Below are 17,120 nucleotides of genomic sequence, written 5' to 3'. Positions count from 1 at the left end.
TATTGAAGTTAAGTCTTGAGAGAACTCACTAAAAGACTTATCTAAATCTTTTAAATGAGGTGGTGCATATCCTAATATTGCTAAATGGTTAGGATTACCATCACTTCCTATTCCTATTGAAAGATTAGGATATTGCTTCTTAATACTTTCTCCAAAAGAGTTATAATTGAACTCTCCTATTAAATATCCGTTCTCATCTACATCAGTTACTTTACAAGTACCAGCGACTGGAATAGCTGTTATAGGATAGCCATTCTTTTGCCAATCTCCTATATGCCCAGCTGTAATTGAGAACTCTTTACCTATCCAGCTTTTAAGGTTTTCTACTGTATAGTTTCCCTTTGCTCCATAATTACCAGCTTTAAATATTCTTTTTGGCATTTTTCTCCTCCTTTTTCTCTAATTTAGGTCCCCAAAAGATATATTTTTTATTTTTACCTTTTCTTTCTCTAACTACTCCCCAAATTAAACCTACAGTTACTCCTCCTACTATTCCTAGAAATAAAAATCCTACTGGTGTTATCATCTTTTTTACCTCCCTCTTCTATAAAAATATGAACATGGAATACCTTTAGCATAAGTTCCTTGTCCTATACAAAACCATCTACTTAAATCTAAAATATTATTACCCATGCTATCTCCTTTTTAAAACATGTTGTAAAAGTATATTTTTATATTTCATTCTCATTCTTGGTGATATTCCTAAAAATTTATATCCTGGAATATCTCCCCAAGGTACTTTTATAGTCCTTACATGAGCCCTTACTTTTACTCTTTTCTTATTTTTTGCATATTCGCCATTTTTCTTTTTATATCTAATTCTTCTATAATGAGTTCTAATTACTGCATTGACAGTTCCATTCTCTCCTTTTTTTAGTCCATTATTTAAAGCTCTAGCATAGATGACATTAGTTCCAACTCTAGCTACATTGTTATCAGAATATCTTGTAAAAGAGTTATATAGTCTACCTGTATCTTGTAATGTTTTTCCTCTATCTTTTTTAGCTCTATTTGACTTTTTCCACTTTACACCTAGATAACTTTTTTCATTATCAAAATTTCTTAAAGTTTCATTTTTCATATCTCTAGCTATTATTTTTAAAGGATCTCTTAAATCATTACAATTTTTTATAATATCTTTTATTCTTTTTGAAGTATTATTAGTAGTTCTTACTCCCATACAAATACACCTTGTTTTTCATTAGCTCTTTTCTCCATATCTTCCCAATATTTATTAGCTGGATTTCCCTTAAAGCTTCCAAGCTCTTCTCCTGTCATAGTTTCATCATACTTTGATAATTTATATCCATACTCTTTCATATCATCTTTAGATAGACATATTACAGTACTTCTGCATTGATAATGGTTAGGTGGATAATAGATATCCCAAAAAGGATTATCAGACTTAAATATTTTTCCATTTAAAGTCCTACAAATAGAAGTTGTCCTATTATCTTCTATTGCATGATATTGCCAATAAGGGAATAGCTTTTCATCTTCTTTAAGTTGTTTATAATTACCTATGCTATATTGTGAGAACATATTAGTTCTATAAACATTCTCAAGATAATATCCTTGCTTTCCTAGTCCTAACTTCTCAATAGCTTCTTTACTATCCTTTATCCATTGTTTTAATGTTCCACCATTTTCAAGATTTTTTTTCATATTTTCAAAAAGTCTTGAAGTCATTTCTAAGTCTGTACTTTTCTTTAACCAAAAGCAATTAGCTCTTACTTCTTCTGTTATCTCTTCAATAGTTTCATAAAGAATAGGTGTTTTATCTATAAAAGATTTAATAGCTTCTTGGAAAGGCATATTGAAAGGGTCAAACTCATCAAGAGATAATCCTGAAATAATAGTTTTAGCTGTTGCATATGCTCTTACTTGAGATAAGATTAAATCATCTTCTAGTTCAGAGTAGTCAATATTTAATGTAAATTGTCCTCCCTCTTCAATATTTTTTAACTGTTCTATAATTTGCTCTTCGACATTTTCAGTAAATTTATCTAATTTTTTTTTTAAATATTCCTCAAATTTCTTTTGAGCTTCAACAGTATTGAAAAGTCGGTCATCTACATTATTAGTTTTTGAAAACTCACCTCGTAATATTCCATTTTGCATAGGTACAGAACTTTCTTCGAATGAAACTTCGTCTATACCCAAATATTCAGCTAAATAGACTTTAGAGAGCTTATAGCCAATATTTGATAATTTCAACATATTATCAAGTTTTATTGACTTCAAATTTTCTTTTTCTTTCTCTTGTTCTACCTTGTCAGCTTCTGTATATATCTTTTCAAGGACAAATTCAAAATCTTTAGGATTATATCCAAAGAACATAGAATCAATCTCTAAAAGTTGAAATAATGAATCTGTAACAAATTTACATATCTCTTCTACTACTTGCTCAAATCCATCTTGGTGTACTTGTCCTAAAGAATAACTTCCAGCTCCTCCACCATTATCCATAGTGAGAGTAGAACCAAGTATATTTTGAATAAGCTTTTCTTTTTCTCTATTCTCTAACTCTGTATAAATGCTAGGGTCTAAGTCAGATAACTTTATAAAGTCTATAACTTTCTTTAAGTCAAACTCTTCATTAAAGTCAACAGGTGCTCCTATACTAGAAGCTCCTCTTATATTTTCAACAGATTTTCTAAGTACTTCTCTTTCCTTTTCTTCCATATTTACATCATATGGATAGATAACAATAAGGTCCCCATACTTTTCAGCTATCTCTCTAAGCTGTCTTTGAAACATAGATTTATCTAAGAAAGCTTGTTGACAACACTCAAATATACTTGTTCCAGTAACTTTTGCTGGATTCCACTTATGTATACATAAAAGGAATTTTTCTCTAGTTAAAGGAATTTTATTTGAACCTACCTTTATTTCCCATTCTTTAGTTCTAGTATCATAATTGATATAGTCATAAGGAATAGGGATAAGAGTATCTATTGAAAAATCTTCATTATAGACTATCTCAAAACAGCTATATCCAAAATACCTAGCTGTGATTAAATGGTTTATAATTCTATTGAATTTAATACCTGAAAATCTTTGCTGAATCTCTTTTTCTAAATCACTCATATCAGGATTTTTAGCATAAGGAAGTATTTTTCTCCCTGCTACTGCTCTTTCGAGTTTTTGAAGTGCTGAAGCTATATCTATATCTTTAATAATCCTTTTTACACTTTCACTATTGAGAGTTTCATCATAAGTATTAGATTCTTGGAATAACTTAACTACACCTGATATAAGTAGTTCTTTTTTAGCCTTTTTTATATCTTTTTCTATTTTTTACACCCCCTTTTATTTTTTATTGGTAATAAATTTAAAGTTATCTTTATTAACATTATTTCTAATCAATAGTGGTTCTATTGAATATCTCCAAGCATCTATTAAATGGTTGTAATTATCTATAGGTTTATTTAATGATTTACCAGTTTTTTTATCTGTATCCCATACATAGTTTTTTATCTCTATGATGAAGTTTTTACACTTAGGATGTATAAAGACTTTATATCCTTGTAAATATTGAATACCAAACATAATACTATCTGGCCCTTTGACAGAACTTTTAATTCTAGGAACTCCATTTTTCTTCATCCATTTAATAGATTTCTCTTCTGCAGAATCTGCTATTATAACTGATTTTGAGTATCCCTTATATTTAATAAGTTCCACTATATCCTCATTAAACATACCTGTTTGATAATGTTCATCTATAATATAGATTTCTTTTTCATCTTCATTTACTAAGCTAACTATTAAAGCAGTAGGGTCATTTGTAAAACCATAGTCAAGTCCTATACAAGTTAGATATTTACCAGTTTTTATAAGAGTATTAATATCAAAGTTTAATACTTCCCACCTATAAAAGACAGTTCCCTCACATATTCCCCAATTACCATTTCCTTCTATTTCAAATCTTCTTGGATTTTCTTCTTTCATCAGATTAAATACATTAAGGTCAGCTTCATCAAGGAACTCATTAGCTCTAAAATTAGTAGTTATAGCTAATATATCCTTGGTATTCTTATGAATTGCTAATCCTTTAGTTAAAAGATTATCTTTATCTTCTTTTCCACCTTTAAAGAATCTATCATTTAACCAATGAGTTTCAGACCAAGGGTTAAAAGTACAAGTAATTTGTTTAAATAAGTGATTTGGAACAGCTCCTCTAATAGAAACATCTATCTTATTGAAGTCATCTTCATTTTCTATTTGGTACATTTCTTCAAACCAAGCCCAACATAAATATCCAACGTCTACTGTAATAGAAGTTATTTTTAATGGGTCATCTAATCCCCTAAATATAATCTTTTGCCCAGTAGGTATATATGTCATTTCCATTGGTGAAGTAGTACATTTCCATAGATGATAGACTTTTAATCTTTTCATAGCAGTTTTTAGTTGAGCAAAGGTACTTCCTCTATGAGTATCAAATACTTTTCTTACAACTAGTAAATTACTTTCAGGAAGTTCCATAAGTTTAGTTATATACCATAAAGCTGTGGTATAACTTTTCTTACTTCCTCTTCCACCTTTTACTATTCTGTATCTTCCTTTAAAATTCCAAAATGTTGCATATCTTTTTCCTACAATATCAGGGAGATAAACATATTCAGAATTACTTGAAATATTAGTCCTCAAGTTCTCCACCACCTGCTATAAAGATAGGTTTTTTATCTTCAGTTTTTTCAGTTTTATTTTTAGCTCTCTCTATTTCTAATTTTTCTAATCTTTCTATTCTATCCAAGCCTAATATTAACTGTTCTAATTCTTCATTCATAATTAGTTTTTCCATAAGTGCTTTAGAAATTTTTCCATTCTCTTTCCAATTCATTACTTCATAGTAGATAGCCTTTAAAGCTTCTTCATTGATTTCTAATCTTTTGGTTTTGTTTTGTAATATTCTTTCTCTTTGCTTATCTCTAAATTCTTTTAAAAACTCTAGTTGTTTAGCTTGGAGATTGTACTCTGAACTCCATCTTCCTACAGTTGCTCTAGGTATTCCAGTTTGTTCCACTGTTTCACTAATACTAGCACCAGCTATTATCATTTCTTTTGCAATTTCTTTAACCTTTTTTGTATGCATACTTTTTTTATTAGGTGTGCACACTTTTTTCTTTTTTTCATCATTCCAATATCTAGTTTTCCAACTCTTTACTGTATTGAGAGTAACTCCATATTTTTGAGCTATCTCTTTATATTTCATTCCAGCTTTATAATCTTTTTCAGCTAATTGATAGTTAGTCACATCATCTTAACACCTCCTTTTTAATTTTCTTCTACACTAATAAAAAAATGTCCCAAAAAATCTTAGGACATTTTCAAAAATATATAAAAAAAGAGAATCAAATTAATGATTCTCTATAAAAATTTTAATTATATATCAAACACTTCTCTTTACTATTGTTCTATAATTTCACATTCAACATCATAAATCTTTTTCAAAAGTTTTTCTAACTTCTCAAAATCTTTATCTATATTCTCTTGAATAAATTCATATTCTACTTGTTTTTCTTGATAATCTTTTATTTTTTCCCAAATTTTTCCAATTATATTTCCAATATTATTAGGATAATAAAAACAACCCATATGTTCTAAGATGTTTTTTAATCCATAATTATCTTCCTCTTCATAAGGACTATCCATTTCTCCGTTTGGAAAACATTTTCTTAATTCTTCTAATGTAGGGGTTACTTCACAATGTATATTCCAGCCATCTTCAATAAATTTAAAATTAACATATGTTCCTTCTGGATATGGACGTGTTTCAGTGTAAAATTTTAGTCTAAAATTCATAATCTTCCTCCATATTTTTATGATATATCATTTTATACTATCATAAATACTAATTTTCTTTTTTATTTTTATACTTTTATTAAAAATATAATAAATTCTTACTATTATTTTTTTCTTATTAATTAAATATTTTCTTGATTAAAAAAAATAAATTGTATATACTATAAAAGGGATAATTTAAGGAGGAAATATAATGAATATTATAACAGATAACAAATATAGAGAATTAAAATCAGGAATTTCTTATTTTAACAAAAATATTCAATTTGATATTAGTTCTAACTTAAAAGTTAATATAGAAATTACAGATGAGAAAATAGATGGAAATTTTAGAGAAGAATTTTCAGAAGACAATACTTTGAGAAAAATATATATTAATTCTTCTTCTATTGGAAATATGTATTTAAAAAACGATAATTTTGCTCTAGATAAAAATAAAAATATGGGATTTTTATTTATCTTTAAGATTGCTGAATTAGAACCATTTAAAGTAAAATTAATATATAATTTTTATATAGAAATATAAAGAGGTTAGCAAAATGAATTCTAATAAAAGTTCTAAAACTGAAAATTTCAGTAATGATAAAATAAAAGGAAATCAAAGTAGAAGCCAAGGACTAGATATAAAAAAAGAAGAACATAAACATGAAAAAGAATTGTTAATAATAAATAAAACTTTTTTTTATGTACACTCTTTTCTTTTACTTTAATACTACTTATTATTACAAATATAGTTTTTTATTGTCTTAATAAAGATGCTGAGATAACTAATTATATTCAAATTTTTTCTAACTTTATTACATTAAGTTTAGGATATCTTTGGGGTAAAGGTGCAACAAGTAAATAAAATAAAAAAATCTCCAGTAATAACTGAGGATTTTTTTATTAACATACTTTTTTATAATTTTCTACTATTTGATTAATATCGCCTTCAAATAATTTACAAGCTATTTCATATAATTGAGGAAGTTTTTTCATTTCTATATCAATATAATCTAACTTATTTTTCAGTTTGGGTTTATGATTTTTATTGTAACTATTTATTCTTCTTTTCAAATCAAGATGATATTTCTTTTCAAATTCAAAATACAATAATCTCCATCTTTCTTGATAGTTAGCTCCTTTATATCTAACTACTGTATTTAAAATTTGTCTCATATCCATTAAATCAATTTTATCAGTTAAGCCAATAATTACATCTTCTTTATACTCTATTTCTTTTGTCTTTTTCTCAATTTCTTCTTTTAAAGGTTTTAACTCTAATTCTAGTAAAGCTTTATGAGAACGAGCTACAACTTCAGGGTCTTTTGAAAATAAGCCTAGTTTTAATCTGTCTTCATAACTAACTATTGTTCCAAGTTGTTTTTCTAATTCTTCTATATAGTGTATAACTGCTTTTCTTACAAATTTACTTTCTCTCATTAAAACTTGTTTAGCTTGGTTAAGAGTTAATATATACATAGGTCTTAATTCTCCCTTTTTATCTCTATATTCAACGGCTTGAATTTTTAGGGCGTTAATTTCTTCTTCAAATTCATCACGGATTACAGCCAACAAATTAAAATGTTGTAATTCTGTTTTCTTTCCTTCTTGTTTTCTAAATACATTTATCTGTTCTACAAGTTCAAGACTTGTTATTTCTTCTTTTTTCTCTCTTACCATCAAATCATTCATACTACATTGCCTCCTTATTTACCTTTGCTATGAGTTTATTCATTTGAGTGCTTTCAAAGTTTTCTCCATACTCAAAGTAAGTATCTTTTACAAGAACGATAGCTTCAGATATTAATGTTTCAAGTTTCCAGTATAGTGCTCTATCCTCTGGACTTCTTTTCATTACTACTTCTAAATCTGATAAAGTTCTCCACATCTCTTCTTCTTTTAGGTATAATTCATCTTTTATCATACCTTGAGCTCTACACTCATCAATAAACTCAATTACTCCTCTTGATTGTTCACTTAGCATATTTTTTCCTCCTAAAAACTTGTATTTTTGGAGTTAATGTAGTACAATATACTTGCTACGGTACTTATTGTACTACAAAAACCCCTTATCAGTTCATGTTAGTGGATTGTTAAGGGGATTTTTTTATATCTTTTTCTTTATTGTAATGGTTTGCTTTTCTTCATCATAAATAACTTCAACTTCTCTGTTCTCTTGAGTTATTCCAAGCTTTTTTAAAAGGGGAACAGATAATATTATTCTGGCTCCTATCCCATTACCGCTTTTAGAAAAAGATACATTTGCTGTCCTCTTTTCCACAGTATTCCTCCTCGTTAATCACTAACATATTTTTATAATATCACGTTAGTGACTGACTGTCAAGATATTTTTTTATTATACTCCATTCACTCCAAAAATACCTTTAGGAAATATGCTATTTTATTAAACCTATCTTTCTTAAAAATTCTTTAGCTTTGTTTATTTCCATTGGGAGAAAAGAGATTTTCTTTCCAATTTCTACTGCTGTTCCTCTAGGTGTACTCATTAATAATATTTCATCTCCATTAACTCCTGTTACTCTCATTCTCATTTTCAACACCTTCTTTTAATTTGATTATTTTAATCTTTCTAATTTTGTTTATACATGATTCATATATTTTTAACTTGATGAGATTATTTGCCTCTAAATAATTAAGATACATCATATATTTATTGAAAATAATTCTCTCTTCTATATTAAAAAAAATTAGTTCTTCTTCATCTTCAAGAGAATTGTATATTATTTCTAAATTAAGAGAGTTATAAATATTTTCATCTTTATAATCAATCTTATTAATTTTAGTATCACTCATTTTTATACTCCTGAAATTTTTTACTAATTTTTAAAATTTTCTTATTTGCATTACTTAAAATATTTCTACTTGTTTTTCTTGTAATTCCTAGCCTTTTTGCTATTTCAGTATGTGTTAAATACTTTTTATTTTTTAAATAATAGACTTCCCTTTCTCTTTTACTTAAATTAATCTCAAAAATATTATTTAAAAAGAAATCTTTAATCTTTTTCTTAGCTTGTAAGAGTTCGCTCTCTTCCCTATGAGAGAATACAGAGTCGCCATTTAGAAAATCTTTGAAGCTCATTTGAGAACTCATATTAAGTATTCCCTCCCTTTTTTCCTATGCACTCTTTAAATACTTATTTAGTATGTTCTTAACTTCCTCATAACTTCTAACTACATAATAGTCAGCACCATTTTTTATAAATTTTTCCTGAATTTCTTTTTGCTCCTTACTTTGTTTTCCCGTAGGTGTCTTAACTTCCAAACCTATAGTTTTTCCATTGATAATTACCCATATATCAGGAATACCTTTCTTTGCTCCAGTTGGTAATTTTCTAAAACCTATTACCTTCCCTTTACTATCTTTATTTACTGGAGGAATATTATTAGTTCTATTAAAAAATAGTTTTCCTTGAGTTTCAAGGATTGCTAAATATCTAATTATAGTTGATTGAATATTTGTTTCTCTCATCTAGTTTCTACCTCCTGATATCCTTCACAGCTTGGATATTGTTCATCAATATAATCTCCACGTTGACCGCAATAAGCTTTATCATTCCCTTCTGGATATAGACAATGCTTACAAGTTACACATTTATTAGATTTTATTCCATTTTTCATTTCTTACCTCCAAAACTGCCACCACTTTTTATTATTTAGTTTATCTATTACAGAATAAAGGATATTATTCTTTTCTATTAAGTCCTCTCTATCCTCTCTTAAATTTTTAGTTGTATTTTGAAGTATTTTTATATCATTAGAATATGCTTGATTAGTTTTTTCTAATTCTGCTTTCTCTTCTTGCAATACTTTAACTTTTTTTCTTAGAATATCAACTTCAGTATCTAATCCTGGATTAACTAATTTGCCTTGAGAAATAGAGGCATAGTGTTTAGTTATTTCAACAAAAGCCTTTCTACACTCCTCTATAGATTTTAAATTTCTAGTAGTAATTACTTTTATTCCTAATCTTTCTTGAAGTTCAGTAATTTCAGATTTCAATATATCTCTTCTGTTATCCATAATTTCTCCTCTCATTTTTTATTTATTTTTGGGGTGTATTATCCCATAGTAAAAACTTACAAGTACAAGTATTCCTAACCCAATTTCATATAACCACCTCTTTAACTGGAAGTCTTAAGATTCTTTTCTTACTTTGTTTTTTCATCTTCTACCTCTACAAATACGACGCTGTTACCGTCTTTTCTGAATAGTATATCACACTCGGGTATAGCCCCGATTTTTTCTAATGCAACACATAACGACCCACTATAATTTTTAGAATGGTAAAATATACAACCTTTACAACTTGTGTCTGTTTCTGCCAATTTTACTATTATTTTTTTATTTTCCCATTTTAAAAATTTTTCCTGCTTTTAAATTTTCAAACTCTTCATCTGTCATCTACTCTACCTCTATCCTCTCTAAGTTCCTCATCATTTTTCTTTTATACATTTTCTCAAGGTCTTCATCAGAGAAGTTATAAATCTCTTTCAGAAGTTGTAGGCAGATATAAACATCTGCCATTTCTTCTTTGATTTCAATTCTCCTATTGTACCCTCTTAAATCTTTGCAAATTTCTTTTTGTAACTCCGTCAGTTCCTCTATTACTATTGTCTTATTAACTTCAGCACTTTGATTTTTTAGTAAGATCTCTATCTCTGGATTATATTTAATCATATATTCCTCCCCTAAGCAGTCAACCATTCAGCAAATGCTTTTTTATCAAATTTTCTTTTAGATTCTCCTTTGACTTCATACTCAAGACAACTTCCAGCTATTCTATCTGCTATTCTACTTCCAAGTTTTTCTCTTATCTCATCTGGAGTCAAGTTAGTTGTTATAAGCATAGGTTTATTAGCTCTATATCTTGTATCTATCAGGTTGAACATCTTTTCTTTTGTAAACTCTGATACATTTTCAGTTCCTAAGTCATCTATAACCAACAAATCACAAGTCTTGACATAGTTAAGAACATCATTCTCAGCCTCTGCCCATTCTCTTCTGAGTTTCAAATAGTATAAGCCTAAGTTCATAACTAATACTGTTTTTCCATTACTCATTAGTTCATTACAAATACAAGCAGTAGCATATGTTTTTCCTGTTCCTACTCCACCATATAGCAAGATACCTCCTTCAGCAGTTCCATACTTGATAAAGTTCTCAGCATATTTTTTTGCCATAGCCATATGCTTGTCAGCCATATCTGCGTTGTCAAATCTGCTATCTAAGAACTTTTTGTCTATAACAGATATGTCCTTATATCTCTTGACTTTATTCATCAAGCATTGTCTTTGTCTTTCTTTCTCTTGCTCTTCTCTCCTTTTCTTCTCTTGTTTTTCCTCACAATTACAAGCTGGTCTATATCTCATAGCTTCTCTTATGAACTCTGGAAAATTAGCTGGAATATCTTTATTCTCAATATATTCTTTTCCACAATATTTACATACAGGCACTTTATTTCCCATTATTTCCATTTTTTATTCCCCTTTATAATCCTAACATTCTCTCAAACTCTTCTTGCTCTTTTTCTCTTCTAGCTTTATCTTTTAAATTTTCAACAGGTATTACTTCAACAGTTTTCTTTTTTTCAAAGTCATCATAAAGTCCAGCTAAAATTTCATTGATTCTATCTTGTCTAACAAAAGTATATAGTTTAGGTTTTATGTCCTTTTCTCCCATTAAAAACTTACTAGCTTTTATCTTAGCAAGTAAAGGTTTTATTATATCCCTATACATAACAGGTTTAAATACCATATCCACTGTTTGTGGATTCTCTCCAGTTGAATTTATTATGATGTCTTTTAGTTCTATAATATCATTTCTAAATTCAATAGCTTTTTCTTCAAGGTGTTGTGGTTGAGTTGATTCATCAACACTACTACTATTATTATTTATATTATTATCTAGTTTATTATATATATTACTGTGTAAACTTTGTTTACATGTACCTGTAAACTCAGTTACCTCTTCCTGTAAACTTTGTTTAGCACCCTGTAAACTTTGTTTACGTGTTAACTCAGTTGACTGGTTAACTTTGTTTACAGGTCTAAGAGCTTTATAATAATTTACTTGTTGATTTTCTCCAACTTTTTCTATAAGCCCTTTATCTATTAAAGATTTTAAATTTTTCATTATTCCTTGCCTTGTACTATTAGTCCAATCAGCTAGATATTGAGTACTTCCACTGAAGTATGTTCCATTAGTCTGTGAAAAACCATATATAATAGCATAAACTAAAAGTTCATTTCCTTTTAGTTCTAGTTCTGTAACCATAAAACTTTGTATATTAATATAGCTTCCATCTTTAATACTATTACTCATCTTTATCCTCCTTTGAGGAACTATGCCACTAGGTCCTCATTTATTTTTATTTTATAAATATCCACCATTTCCTAAGTCCTTATGACCTAGTGGCTTGGAAATGATGAACAGATATAAAATAAAAACTATCTTTGACTTTTTGATATTATTTTGTTATAATTAAAGTACCTAGAAACCCGTATGGGTACTTGATAAGTTGTTTGTTTAAGTTCAGAATGGAGGCTCTAATATTTTTATTAGAGCTTTTATTCTGCCCTTGAACAAGGCAGACAAACAATTTATCAAGGAGGTACAGAAATGACTGTAACAATTCAAAATCTAACTATCAATCTTGATGGTGGAGTAATTCTTCTAGGTGGATTACTCATTCTCATTATTGTATGGTTAGTGAGAAAGTACAGATAATTCTGACCTCATACCCTACGGGGTCTTTTTTTATTTATGGCAGTTTTACAGCTCTGCCAACTGTATTCAGGGGGAAAGTTTTATGAAAAGGGAACGGCTGGACTTGAACCAACATTTTATAACCTTAGTTTTTAAGTTTTTCCATTAAACTACATTCCCATAATGGCGAAGATAATGGGACTCGAACCCATAAGAACTATTAACTCGGTAGATTAGCAATCTACCGCCATACCATTAGGCAATATCTCCATAAGTACCGCATGTGCGGTTCCGTGTATATAAGTTATTTCAAAGAGAGCTATTTTTATGATATACTTTATGTGGAGTAGAAAAATAGCCAAAGGAGTAAGTGATATAATGATAACAATGCATAAAGTTTCTTCTTCAAATGTACATTCAGTTGGTTATGATGAAATAAATAAAAATCTGTATGTAAAATTTCTTAATAACTCAACTTATATTTACTATAATGTTCCTGAAAGACATTATAATGGCTTATTATCTGCAAGTTCTGTGGGTAGATATTTGGATACCTATATAAAAAAAGGAAATTACAGATATAAAAAACTTTAATCAATTACTTTTAGAATAATCATAGGACCTTCTACTTTAATTTCACTTTCTTGATATGGCTCTATATATATTTTTTCTACTCCTTCTCTTTTGTTAAGTTCTTCAACTAACTCATAAGTTTTAAATTTTTTTAATTCATTTTCCTTTTCCTTCATTAGTTCTCCTTTCTTTTCTACTTGCCTTTATTCCTCCGATAATATATACTCTAAATATGGAGGTTGATATAATGACTTTATTTGAAAAATTCAAAGATAAAACACTTTTTATTACAGTTCAAAATGGAACTTTGTTTCCTACTTATAAGGGAACTATCCTTTCTCAAGTAGAAGACTTCATAGAATTTAAAACTGAGAACAATACTATTTGGATAAACCTTAAATATATTGTTAAGTTTATAGTAGTGGAGTAGAGAGCTATAAAAGCTCTCTATTTATTCTTTTATTGTTTTTATCCCTCCAAAAAGTTATAATATATTTGCCTATAATATTTATGGAAAGGAGGGATAAAAATGATTAGTTTTCAATCGAAAACAACTTTTGATATTATTTTAATAATTACTAACCTTTGTACTTTTTTCTTTATTTTAATAAAAGGATTAATTAAAATTTATAATGATAAAAAAATAAATTATTTAAAAGTATTTTGTGAAACATATAATCATTATGATAAAGGTTTTATTTTATATTTAAATATAGTTTCTGAAAAACCAATAAATATAAATAATATTTTTTTAACTTTAGGTAAGAATAAATTTAATCCAGTAAGGCAAATAACTGAATCAACCATAGGAATAGATTATACCCATACTTCTTTAGATAAAACTTTTCCTTTATTTAAAAGTTCATTTTATTTACAACCTTTTATAGTATCTAAAATATTTATTATATTTAAAGACCAAGAGTTAAAAAATTTTAAAGAAATTAGTAATGAAATAAATCTAAATATTGATTTATTATTTACAATAAAAAAGATAAAGCTTAAATCCTTGCTTCAAAGTTCCTTACCTCTAAAAAAATATTTAAAAGAATATCTAAACAATGAACTAGAAGATAGATTTGATGATATTGATGATAAAGACAGAGGAATATTAAGTGACTTATAAGTCTTCTACATCATCAAAATATTTCCAGCCTTTTCCTGCAATATACTTTTGAAATACACCTAGTTTTATTGAAATATCATGCATATCTTTTTCAATTTCTAATTTTTTTATAAGAAGTTGTTTGAAATACTGTTTTTTATATTCTTTAGAAGTGTTTTGTCTTTCATAAATAAAATCCATAAAATCATAGTCTTCATAATATAATTTCTGTATTTCTTGGCATAAAGAAATAAGAATAGAATTAAGAACCATAAACTCTTCAATTGTTTTATACCTTGAAGAAAAAGAAAATTTCATTGGATCTAAATTCTTTTCATTTAATTCCATAATTCCTCCTTTAAAAGTTTTTCTTTTTAATAGCAACTCCAAGCTTTTCTATGGCCTTTTGATATTCAATACTTTTTTTCTCTTTCATATCCCTCCTTTTATTTGGCAATAAAAAATCACACCCTTTTAATAGGTGTGATTCTAAATATAACTACTAAATTTTTTACCAAGTTAATTCTTGACTACTAGCCATCATTTCTTGGTCATACATTTCTTTCAATAAAATATAATTAAGACTATTTATACTTTTTAATTGTTTTATTAGATTATCCATTACTTGTCTGTCTTTAGCTTGAGTAAGAGCTTTAAAGCTATTTAATTCTTGTTGTTCCATTTCTCTTGCTAATATATTATTATAAGAATCTATCATTTCTAACGATTTTTTAGTTTGAACTTTAATATAATTTATAACTTGTTGTTTTTGCTCATCTGTATTTTTAAAATCCATTGGATGAAGAAAATTTGAGCTTGCTTCAACCTTTTTTGCTTTGTTTTCAGAAGCAACTTCTCCCTTCTCTCCTTTAAAAGAAAAACCTCCTCCAACAACTACTGGTTTATCTGAAGAACTATCTGTTGGTTTTTCTCCTTTTCTATAATATCCAGCTTGTAATAAAGTTGTAACTAAAAGAAAACTAACAATAACTATCTTTTTCATAAATTATCCCTCCCATATTTTACTACTAAAAGTATAACTTATGTCTTGATAAAAATCAAGCTATATTCACAATCACACCTATTAAATTCCCAATGTTCTACTCTGAATTACAGAGTTTATTTTTCAAAAAAATTTGTATCAAAATATTTAGAAACACCAGCTATGAATGTAAAAGTTGGAAATTTTCCTTCTTTTAAACGATTTCTGATTCTTGAAAAATTAACCTCAGTAATACCAATAAAATCTGATAAGTCTTTTGCTTTTACTTTATTAATTTTCATTAAATATTCTAATTTAGAAGAAATTTTTAAAGAAATATCTTCTTCTTGATTAATAATATTCAATTTTAACCTCCAAAACTTTTTTATATTATACTCTGATTATCAGAGTAAGTCAACTATATTATTAATTTTTTACAAATAAAAAAACTACATCATCCATCTTAGGTATCTAAGATTTTTGGTGTAGTATAAAATTTATTGTTTTTTATTATTAGTTATAAGTTAATAATATTTTGTTAAATCTTTAAGTAATTTTATAGTTTTAGGACCAGCTATTCCATCTGGAGTTAAATTATTTGCTTTTTGAAAATTTTTTATTGCATTTTCTCCTGAAAATCCAAGCCAAAGTAAGCGAGTATAAATTTCATCTTCTTTCATTAATACTTGTTTCTTTTTTACAATAGTTTTTTTAGGTTTTGTTGATGTTGAAATAGTAGTTGAAGTAGAATAACTAATAGGTCTAACTCTATGATAATGATAAGTTCCTGTTTTTCTATTCCAATGCCCACCATTAGAATCTAACCTTCCAGGATGTGAAAATAAAAATGTACTAAATATAAAAAATATCAAAATTTTTTTATTCATTAAATCCCCCAATTTATTAATTTATTTTTTTCTATATTTTAATTCTTTTAATTGCTCTAATATTCTAATATCAATACTAGGATTTTCTATGTACTCATCATTGTCAAAATCATCATCTATCAATAATTCAGCAGCAAATGTATTAGCTTCTACTTCTATCTGGTTACTAAATTGTGGAAATAAGTCATAATCTTTTAATGCTTGTATCTCTTTAGAATGATGTAATATAGCATGTCCAAGTTCATGAGATAATACAACTTTTTGACAAAACTTATCTAAATTTTCATTAATTACTATAAATTTATTAGTAATTACTTTTTTATAAATCCCCTTTATATTCCCTAAATCCATATACAAAATATTTATTTTCATTATTTTGCATAACTTATACGGATTTCTAGTCCCATATTTTTTTTCTAAATTTACAACCCTTCTTCTTATGTCCATACTCATCACTACTTTTTATCTTTGTCAGACTTTTTGGCATATTTCTCTTTATTTATTTGTTTACTCATAAAAAACATTTCATTCATAGCTAATAATAATTTTTGTTTATCTTCTTCTGAAATGTTTTCATCATTAAAAAACAGAGCTGCTTCATTCATAGTTTTTTCATATTGATTTTTTTCTTTTTTATTTAAGATTTCAACTCTAGGGTCAATTGAAGAAGAAGTAATATTTCTTCCCATAAAAGCATTATCTAATCTATCTCTTTCTTCTTTAGTTAAATTCAGAGCTTTAGAAATTTTATCTAATGTAGAAATTTTTCCTTTTCTATCTCCTCTTTCAATATCTCCAATAGTTCCAGAACCTATTCCAGCTTTTTCTGCTAATTGTTTTTGTGAAAGTCCTCTATCCTCTCTGAATTTTTTTATTAATAAAGCAAAATTTTCCATTTTAATTGCTCCTTTCACTCTGTTTATAAGAGTATTATACTCTATTTTATATAAAAATACGATAATTTTTAATAAATTTATTGACTTTCTCTGAAAAACAGAGTATAATAATTTTAAGAGATATCATAAAAAAGCGATATCTTTATATTTTTAAATAATTC

The 17,120-nt window shown here is 27.2% G+C and carries 31 protein-coding genes, 2 tRNA genes and 1 pseudogene; 5 read left to right on the top strand and 29 right to left on the bottom strand.

Annotation, left to right across the window (positions count from 1 at the left end; translation table 11 throughout):
* From FMAG_RS07835 to FMAG_RS07810, 7 genes and pseudogenes are all read right to left on the bottom strand, one after another.
* Nucleotides 1-381, bottom strand: a pseudogene (locus FMAG_RS07835) (hypothetical protein); the annotation flags it as partial.
* Nucleotides 362-526 carry a hypothetical protein gene (locus FMAG_RS13865; protein ID WP_005885688.1) on the bottom strand — a complete coding sequence of 55 codons (165 nt, stop codon included), beginning with the start codon at nt 524-526 and terminating at the stop codon, nt 362-364. The pseudogene FMAG_RS07835 and the gene FMAG_RS13865, both read right to left, overlap by 20 nt.
* 108 nt (nt 527-634) lie before the next feature.
* Nucleotides 635-1,180, bottom strand: coding sequence for a phage virion morphogenesis protein (locus FMAG_RS13355; RefSeq protein ID WP_005885686.1), 546 nt, complete (start codon nt 1,178-1,180; stop codon nt 635-637).
* A complete protein-coding gene (locus FMAG_RS07825) occupies nt 1,171-3,258 on the bottom strand; it encodes a phage portal protein family protein (protein WP_390887208.1) in 2,088 nt (695 codons plus the stop codon). The genes FMAG_RS13355 and FMAG_RS07825 overlap by 10 nt, the downstream gene beginning before the upstream one ends.
* Before the next feature lie 54 nt (nt 3,259-3,312).
* The gene (locus tag FMAG_RS07820) at nt 3,313-4,665 is read right to left on the bottom strand and encodes a PBSX family phage terminase large subunit (protein WP_390798671.1); all 1,353 of its coding nucleotides are present in this window, start codon (nt 4,663-4,665) and stop codon (nt 3,313-3,315) included.
* Nucleotides 4,646-5,263 (bottom strand): helix-turn-helix domain-containing protein, encoded by a 618-nt coding sequence (locus FMAG_RS07815; protein WP_005885680.1) that lies wholly within the window; start codon nt 5,261-5,263, stop codon nt 4,646-4,648. Before FMAG_RS07815 ends, FMAG_RS07820 begins: the two co-directional genes overlap by 20 nt.
* Nucleotides 5,264-5,415: 152 nt before the next feature.
* Entirely contained in the window at nt 5,416-5,811 is a 396-nt protein-coding gene (locus FMAG_RS07810; protein ID WP_005885679.1) for a hypothetical protein, read from the bottom strand.
* Nucleotides 5,812-6,004: 193 nt separating this feature from the next.
* On the opposite strand from FMAG_RS07810, the gene FMAG_RS07805 reads away from it, so the two are divergent.
* Together FMAG_RS07805 and FMAG_RS13860 are read left to right on the top strand one after the other, a co-directional pair.
* Nucleotides 6,005-6,337 (top strand): hypothetical protein, encoded by a 333-nt coding sequence (locus FMAG_RS07805; protein ID WP_005885678.1) that lies wholly within the window; start codon nt 6,005-6,007, stop codon nt 6,335-6,337.
* 13 nt (nt 6,338-6,350) lie between these two features.
* The gene (locus FMAG_RS13860; RefSeq protein ID WP_005885677.1) at nt 6,351-6,521 is read left to right on the top strand and encodes a hypothetical protein; all 171 of its coding nucleotides are present in this window, start codon (nt 6,351-6,353) and stop codon (nt 6,519-6,521) included.
* 175 nt (nt 6,522-6,696) lie between these two features.
* On the opposite strand, the gene FMAG_RS13350 is transcribed toward FMAG_RS13860, so the two are convergent.
* From FMAG_RS13350 to FMAG_RS07750, 15 genes are all read right to left on the bottom strand, one after another.
* Nucleotides 6,697-7,485 carry a hypothetical protein gene (locus FMAG_RS13350; RefSeq protein WP_005885676.1) on the bottom strand — a complete coding sequence of 263 codons (789 nt, stop codon included), beginning with the start codon at nt 7,483-7,485 and terminating at the stop codon, nt 6,697-6,699.
* A 1-nt stretch (nt 7,486) separates the two neighbouring features.
* Nucleotides 7,487-7,777, bottom strand: a complete 291-nt coding sequence (locus FMAG_RS07790; protein ID WP_005885675.1) for a hypothetical protein — start codon at nt 7,775-7,777, stop codon at nt 7,487-7,489.
* A 123-nt stretch (nt 7,778-7,900) separates the two neighbouring features.
* Complete coding sequence (locus FMAG_RS13855) at nt 7,901-8,074, bottom strand: hypothetical protein (RefSeq protein WP_005885674.1); 174 nt, start codon at nt 8,072-8,074, stop codon at nt 7,901-7,903.
* Nucleotides 8,075-8,189: 115 nt separating this feature from the next.
* On the bottom strand, nt 8,190-8,345 hold the full coding sequence (locus tag FMAG_RS13850) for a hypothetical protein (protein WP_005885673.1): 156 nt from the start codon (nt 8,343-8,345) through the stop codon (nt 8,190-8,192).
* Nucleotides 8,320-8,607 (bottom strand): hypothetical protein, encoded by a 288-nt coding sequence (locus FMAG_RS07785; RefSeq protein WP_005885672.1) that lies wholly within the window; start codon nt 8,605-8,607, stop codon nt 8,320-8,322. Before FMAG_RS07785 ends, FMAG_RS13850 begins: the two co-directional genes overlap by 26 nt.
* Nucleotides 8,600-8,905 carry a helix-turn-helix transcriptional regulator gene (locus tag FMAG_RS07780; RefSeq protein WP_005885669.1) on the bottom strand — a complete coding sequence of 102 codons (306 nt, stop codon included), beginning with the start codon at nt 8,903-8,905 and terminating at the stop codon, nt 8,600-8,602. The genes FMAG_RS07785 and FMAG_RS07780 overlap by 8 nt, the downstream gene beginning before the upstream one ends.
* A gap of 24 nt (nt 8,906-8,929) precedes the next feature.
* Nucleotides 8,930-9,283 (bottom strand): VRR-NUC domain-containing protein, encoded by a 354-nt coding sequence (locus FMAG_RS07775; RefSeq protein ID WP_005885668.1) that lies wholly within the window; start codon nt 9,281-9,283, stop codon nt 8,930-8,932.
* A complete protein-coding gene (locus FMAG_RS13845; protein WP_005885667.1) occupies nt 9,280-9,432 on the bottom strand; it encodes a hypothetical protein in 153 nt (50 codons plus the stop codon). Before FMAG_RS13845 ends, FMAG_RS07775 begins: the two co-directional genes overlap by 4 nt.
* 3 nt (nt 9,433-9,435) lie before the next feature.
* Nucleotides 9,436-9,834, bottom strand: a complete 399-nt coding sequence (locus FMAG_RS07770; protein WP_005885666.1) for a hypothetical protein — start codon at nt 9,832-9,834, stop codon at nt 9,436-9,438.
* A 128-nt stretch (nt 9,835-9,962) separates the two neighbouring features.
* A complete protein-coding gene (locus FMAG_RS13840) occupies nt 9,963-10,139 on the bottom strand; it encodes a hypothetical protein (RefSeq protein WP_187073667.1) in 177 nt (58 codons plus the stop codon).
* A gap of 76 nt (nt 10,140-10,215) precedes the next feature.
* Nucleotides 10,216-10,491 carry a nucleoside triphosphate pyrophosphohydrolase family protein gene (locus FMAG_RS07765; RefSeq protein ID WP_005885665.1) on the bottom strand — a complete coding sequence of 92 codons (276 nt, stop codon included), beginning with the start codon at nt 10,489-10,491 and terminating at the stop codon, nt 10,216-10,218.
* Nucleotides 10,492-10,502: 11 nt separating this feature from the next.
* Nucleotides 10,503-11,288, bottom strand: coding sequence for an ATP-binding protein (locus FMAG_RS07760; protein WP_005885664.1), 786 nt, complete (start codon nt 11,286-11,288; stop codon nt 10,503-10,505).
* A gap of 13 nt (nt 11,289-11,301) precedes the next feature.
* Nucleotides 11,302-12,135: a helix-turn-helix domain-containing protein gene (locus FMAG_RS13345; RefSeq protein WP_005885663.1), complete on the bottom strand. Its 834-nt coding sequence runs from the start codon at nt 12,133-12,135 to the stop codon at nt 11,302-11,304.
* Nucleotides 12,136-12,628: 493 nt separating this feature from the next.
* Nucleotides 12,629-12,699: transfer RNA gene (locus FMAG_RS13690), tRNA-OTHER, on the bottom strand.
* Between the two features lie 4 nt (nt 12,700-12,703).
* Nucleotides 12,704-12,789 (bottom strand) — tRNA-Ser (locus tag FMAG_RS07750).
* Nucleotides 12,790-12,846: 57 nt separating this feature from the next.
* Here FMAG_RS07750 and FMAG_RS07745 point away from each other — a divergent pair.
* The gene (locus tag FMAG_RS07745; RefSeq protein WP_005885661.1) at nt 12,847-13,113 is read left to right on the top strand and encodes a KTSC domain-containing protein; all 267 of its coding nucleotides are present in this window, start codon (nt 12,847-12,849) and stop codon (nt 13,111-13,113) included.
* Here FMAG_RS07745 and FMAG_RS13685 read toward each other — a convergent pair.
* A complete protein-coding gene (locus FMAG_RS13685; RefSeq protein WP_005885659.1) occupies nt 13,110-13,268 on the bottom strand; it encodes a BC1881 family protein in 159 nt (52 codons plus the stop codon). The genes FMAG_RS07745 and FMAG_RS13685 overlap by 4 nt on opposite strands.
* Nucleotides 13,269-13,339: 71 nt before the next feature.
* Between FMAG_RS13685 and FMAG_RS07740 the strand changes: the two genes are divergently transcribed.
* The gene (locus tag FMAG_RS07740; protein WP_005885387.1) at nt 13,340-13,522 is read left to right on the top strand and encodes a hypothetical protein; all 183 of its coding nucleotides are present in this window, start codon (nt 13,340-13,342) and stop codon (nt 13,520-13,522) included.
* A gap of 99 nt (nt 13,523-13,621) precedes the next feature.
* Complete coding sequence (locus FMAG_RS07735; RefSeq protein WP_005885656.1) at nt 13,622-14,215, top strand: hypothetical protein; 594 nt, start codon at nt 13,622-13,624, stop codon at nt 14,213-14,215.
* Here the strand turns inward: FMAG_RS07735 and FMAG_RS07730 are convergent.
* From FMAG_RS07730 to FMAG_RS07705, 6 genes are all read right to left on the bottom strand, one after another.
* Entirely contained in the window at nt 14,210-14,542 is a 333-nt protein-coding gene (locus FMAG_RS07730; RefSeq protein ID WP_005885654.1) for a hypothetical protein, read from the bottom strand. The genes FMAG_RS07735 and FMAG_RS07730 overlap by 6 nt on opposite strands.
* A gap of 163 nt (nt 14,543-14,705) precedes the next feature.
* Nucleotides 14,706-15,197: a hypothetical protein gene (locus FMAG_RS13340; RefSeq protein WP_005885652.1), complete on the bottom strand. Its 492-nt coding sequence runs from the start codon at nt 15,195-15,197 to the stop codon at nt 14,706-14,708.
* Between the two features lie 116 nt (nt 15,198-15,313).
* A complete protein-coding gene (locus tag FMAG_RS07720) occupies nt 15,314-15,541 on the bottom strand; it encodes a helix-turn-helix domain-containing protein (protein WP_005885650.1) in 228 nt (75 codons plus the stop codon).
* Between the two features lie 159 nt (nt 15,542-15,700).
* Complete coding sequence (locus tag FMAG_RS07715; RefSeq protein ID WP_005885648.1) at nt 15,701-16,063, bottom strand: YHYH domain-containing protein; 363 nt, start codon at nt 16,061-16,063, stop codon at nt 15,701-15,703.
* Nucleotides 16,064-16,084: 21 nt separating this feature from the next.
* Nucleotides 16,085-16,510 (bottom strand): ImmA/IrrE family metallo-endopeptidase, encoded by a 426-nt coding sequence (locus FMAG_RS07710; protein ID WP_040493883.1) that lies wholly within the window; start codon nt 16,508-16,510, stop codon nt 16,085-16,087.
* An 8-nt stretch (nt 16,511-16,518) separates the two neighbouring features.
* Nucleotides 16,519-16,959 (bottom strand): helix-turn-helix domain-containing protein, encoded by a 441-nt coding sequence (locus tag FMAG_RS07705; protein ID WP_005885645.1) that lies wholly within the window; start codon nt 16,957-16,959, stop codon nt 16,519-16,521.
* Nucleotides 16,960-17,120 lie beyond the last annotated feature (161 nt).

It is taken from the genome of Fusobacterium mortiferum ATCC 9817 (genome assembly GCF_000158195.2).
Taxonomy (GTDB): Bacteria; Fusobacteriota; Fusobacteriia; order Fusobacteriales; family Fusobacteriaceae; genus Fusobacterium_A; species Fusobacterium_A mortiferum.
Note: the sequence above shows the minus strand (reverse complement) of the source record. Positions and strands in the feature narration are given on the sequence as shown.

What these genes read in the sequence shown, in the direction of transcription:
- FMAG_RS13865 (WP_005885688.1), bottom strand. Translation starts at nt 526, where the DNA reads ATGATAACACCAGTAGGATTTTTATTTCTAGGAATAGTAGGAGGAGTA.
- FMAG_RS13355 (WP_005885686.1), bottom strand. Translation starts at nt 1,180, where the DNA reads ATGGGAGTAAGAACTACTAATAATACTTCAAAAAGAATAAAAGATATT.
- FMAG_RS07810 (WP_005885679.1), bottom strand. Translation starts at nt 5,811, where the DNA reads ATGAATTTTAGACTAAAATTTTACACTGAAACACGTCCATATCCAGAA.
- FMAG_RS07805 (WP_005885678.1), top strand. Translation starts at nt 6,005, where the DNA reads ATGAATATTATAACAGATAACAAATATAGAGAATTAAAATCAGGAATT.
- FMAG_RS13860 (WP_005885677.1), top strand. Translation starts at nt 6,351, where the DNA reads ATGAATTCTAATAAAAGTTCTAAAACTGAAAATTTCAGTAATGATAAA.
- FMAG_RS13350 (WP_005885676.1), bottom strand. Translation starts at nt 7,485, where the DNA reads ATGAATGATTTGATGGTAAGAGAGAAAAAAGAAGAAATAACAAGTCTT.
- FMAG_RS07790 (WP_005885675.1), bottom strand. Translation starts at nt 7,777, where the DNA reads ATGCTAAGTGAACAATCAAGAGGAGTAATTGAGTTTATTGATGAGTGT.
- FMAG_RS13850 (WP_005885673.1), bottom strand. Translation starts at nt 8,345, where the DNA reads ATGAGAATGAGAGTAACAGGAGTTAATGGAGATGAAATATTATTAATG.
- FMAG_RS07785 (WP_005885672.1), bottom strand. Translation starts at nt 8,607, where the DNA reads ATGAGTGATACTAAAATTAATAAGATTGATTATAAAGATGAAAATATT.
- FMAG_RS07780 (WP_005885669.1), bottom strand. Translation starts at nt 8,905, where the DNA reads ATGAGTTCTCAAATGAGCTTCAAAGATTTTCTAAATGGCGACTCTGTA.
- FMAG_RS07775 (WP_005885668.1), bottom strand. Translation starts at nt 9,283, where the DNA reads ATGAGAGAAACAAATATTCAATCAACTATAATTAGATATTTAGCAATC.
- FMAG_RS13845 (WP_005885667.1), bottom strand. Translation starts at nt 9,432, where the DNA reads ATGAAAAATGGAATAAAATCTAATAAATGTGTAACTTGTAAGCATTGT.
- FMAG_RS07770 (WP_005885666.1), bottom strand. Translation starts at nt 9,834, where the DNA reads ATGGATAACAGAAGAGATATATTGAAATCTGAAATTACTGAACTTCAA.
- FMAG_RS07765 (WP_005885665.1), bottom strand. Translation starts at nt 10,491, where the DNA reads ATGATTAAATATAATCCAGAGATAGAGATCTTACTAAAAAATCAAAGT.
- FMAG_RS07760 (WP_005885664.1), bottom strand. Translation starts at nt 11,288, where the DNA reads ATGGAAATAATGGGAAATAAAGTGCCTGTATGTAAATATTGTGGAAAA.
- FMAG_RS13345 (WP_005885663.1), bottom strand. Translation starts at nt 12,135, where the DNA reads ATGAGTAATAGTATTAAAGATGGAAGCTATATTAATATACAAAGTTTT.
- FMAG_RS07745 (WP_005885661.1), top strand. Translation starts at nt 12,847, where the DNA reads ATGATATACTTTATGTGGAGTAGAAAAATAGCCAAAGGAGTAAGTGAT.
- FMAG_RS13685 (WP_005885659.1), bottom strand. Translation starts at nt 13,268, where the DNA reads ATGAAGGAAAAGGAAAATGAATTAAAAAAATTTAAAACTTATGAGTTA.
- FMAG_RS07740 (WP_005885387.1), top strand. Translation starts at nt 13,340, where the DNA reads ATGACTTTATTTGAAAAATTCAAAGATAAAACACTTTTTATTACAGTT.
- FMAG_RS07735 (WP_005885656.1), top strand. Translation starts at nt 13,622, where the DNA reads ATGATTAGTTTTCAATCGAAAACAACTTTTGATATTATTTTAATAATT.
- FMAG_RS07730 (WP_005885654.1), bottom strand. Translation starts at nt 14,542, where the DNA reads ATGGAATTAAATGAAAAGAATTTAGATCCAATGAAATTTTCTTTTTCT.
- FMAG_RS13340 (WP_005885652.1), bottom strand. Translation starts at nt 15,197, where the DNA reads ATGAAAAAGATAGTTATTGTTAGTTTTCTTTTAGTTACAACTTTATTA.
- FMAG_RS07715 (WP_005885648.1), bottom strand. Translation starts at nt 16,063, where the DNA reads ATGAATAAAAAAATTTTGATATTTTTTATATTTAGTACATTTTTATTT.
- FMAG_RS07710 (WP_040493883.1), bottom strand. Translation starts at nt 16,510, where the DNA reads ATGGACATAAGAAGAAGGGTTGTAAATTTAGAAAAAAAATATGGGACT.
- FMAG_RS07705 (WP_005885645.1), bottom strand. Translation starts at nt 16,959, where the DNA reads ATGGAAAATTTTGCTTTATTAATAAAAAAATTCAGAGAGGATAGAGGA.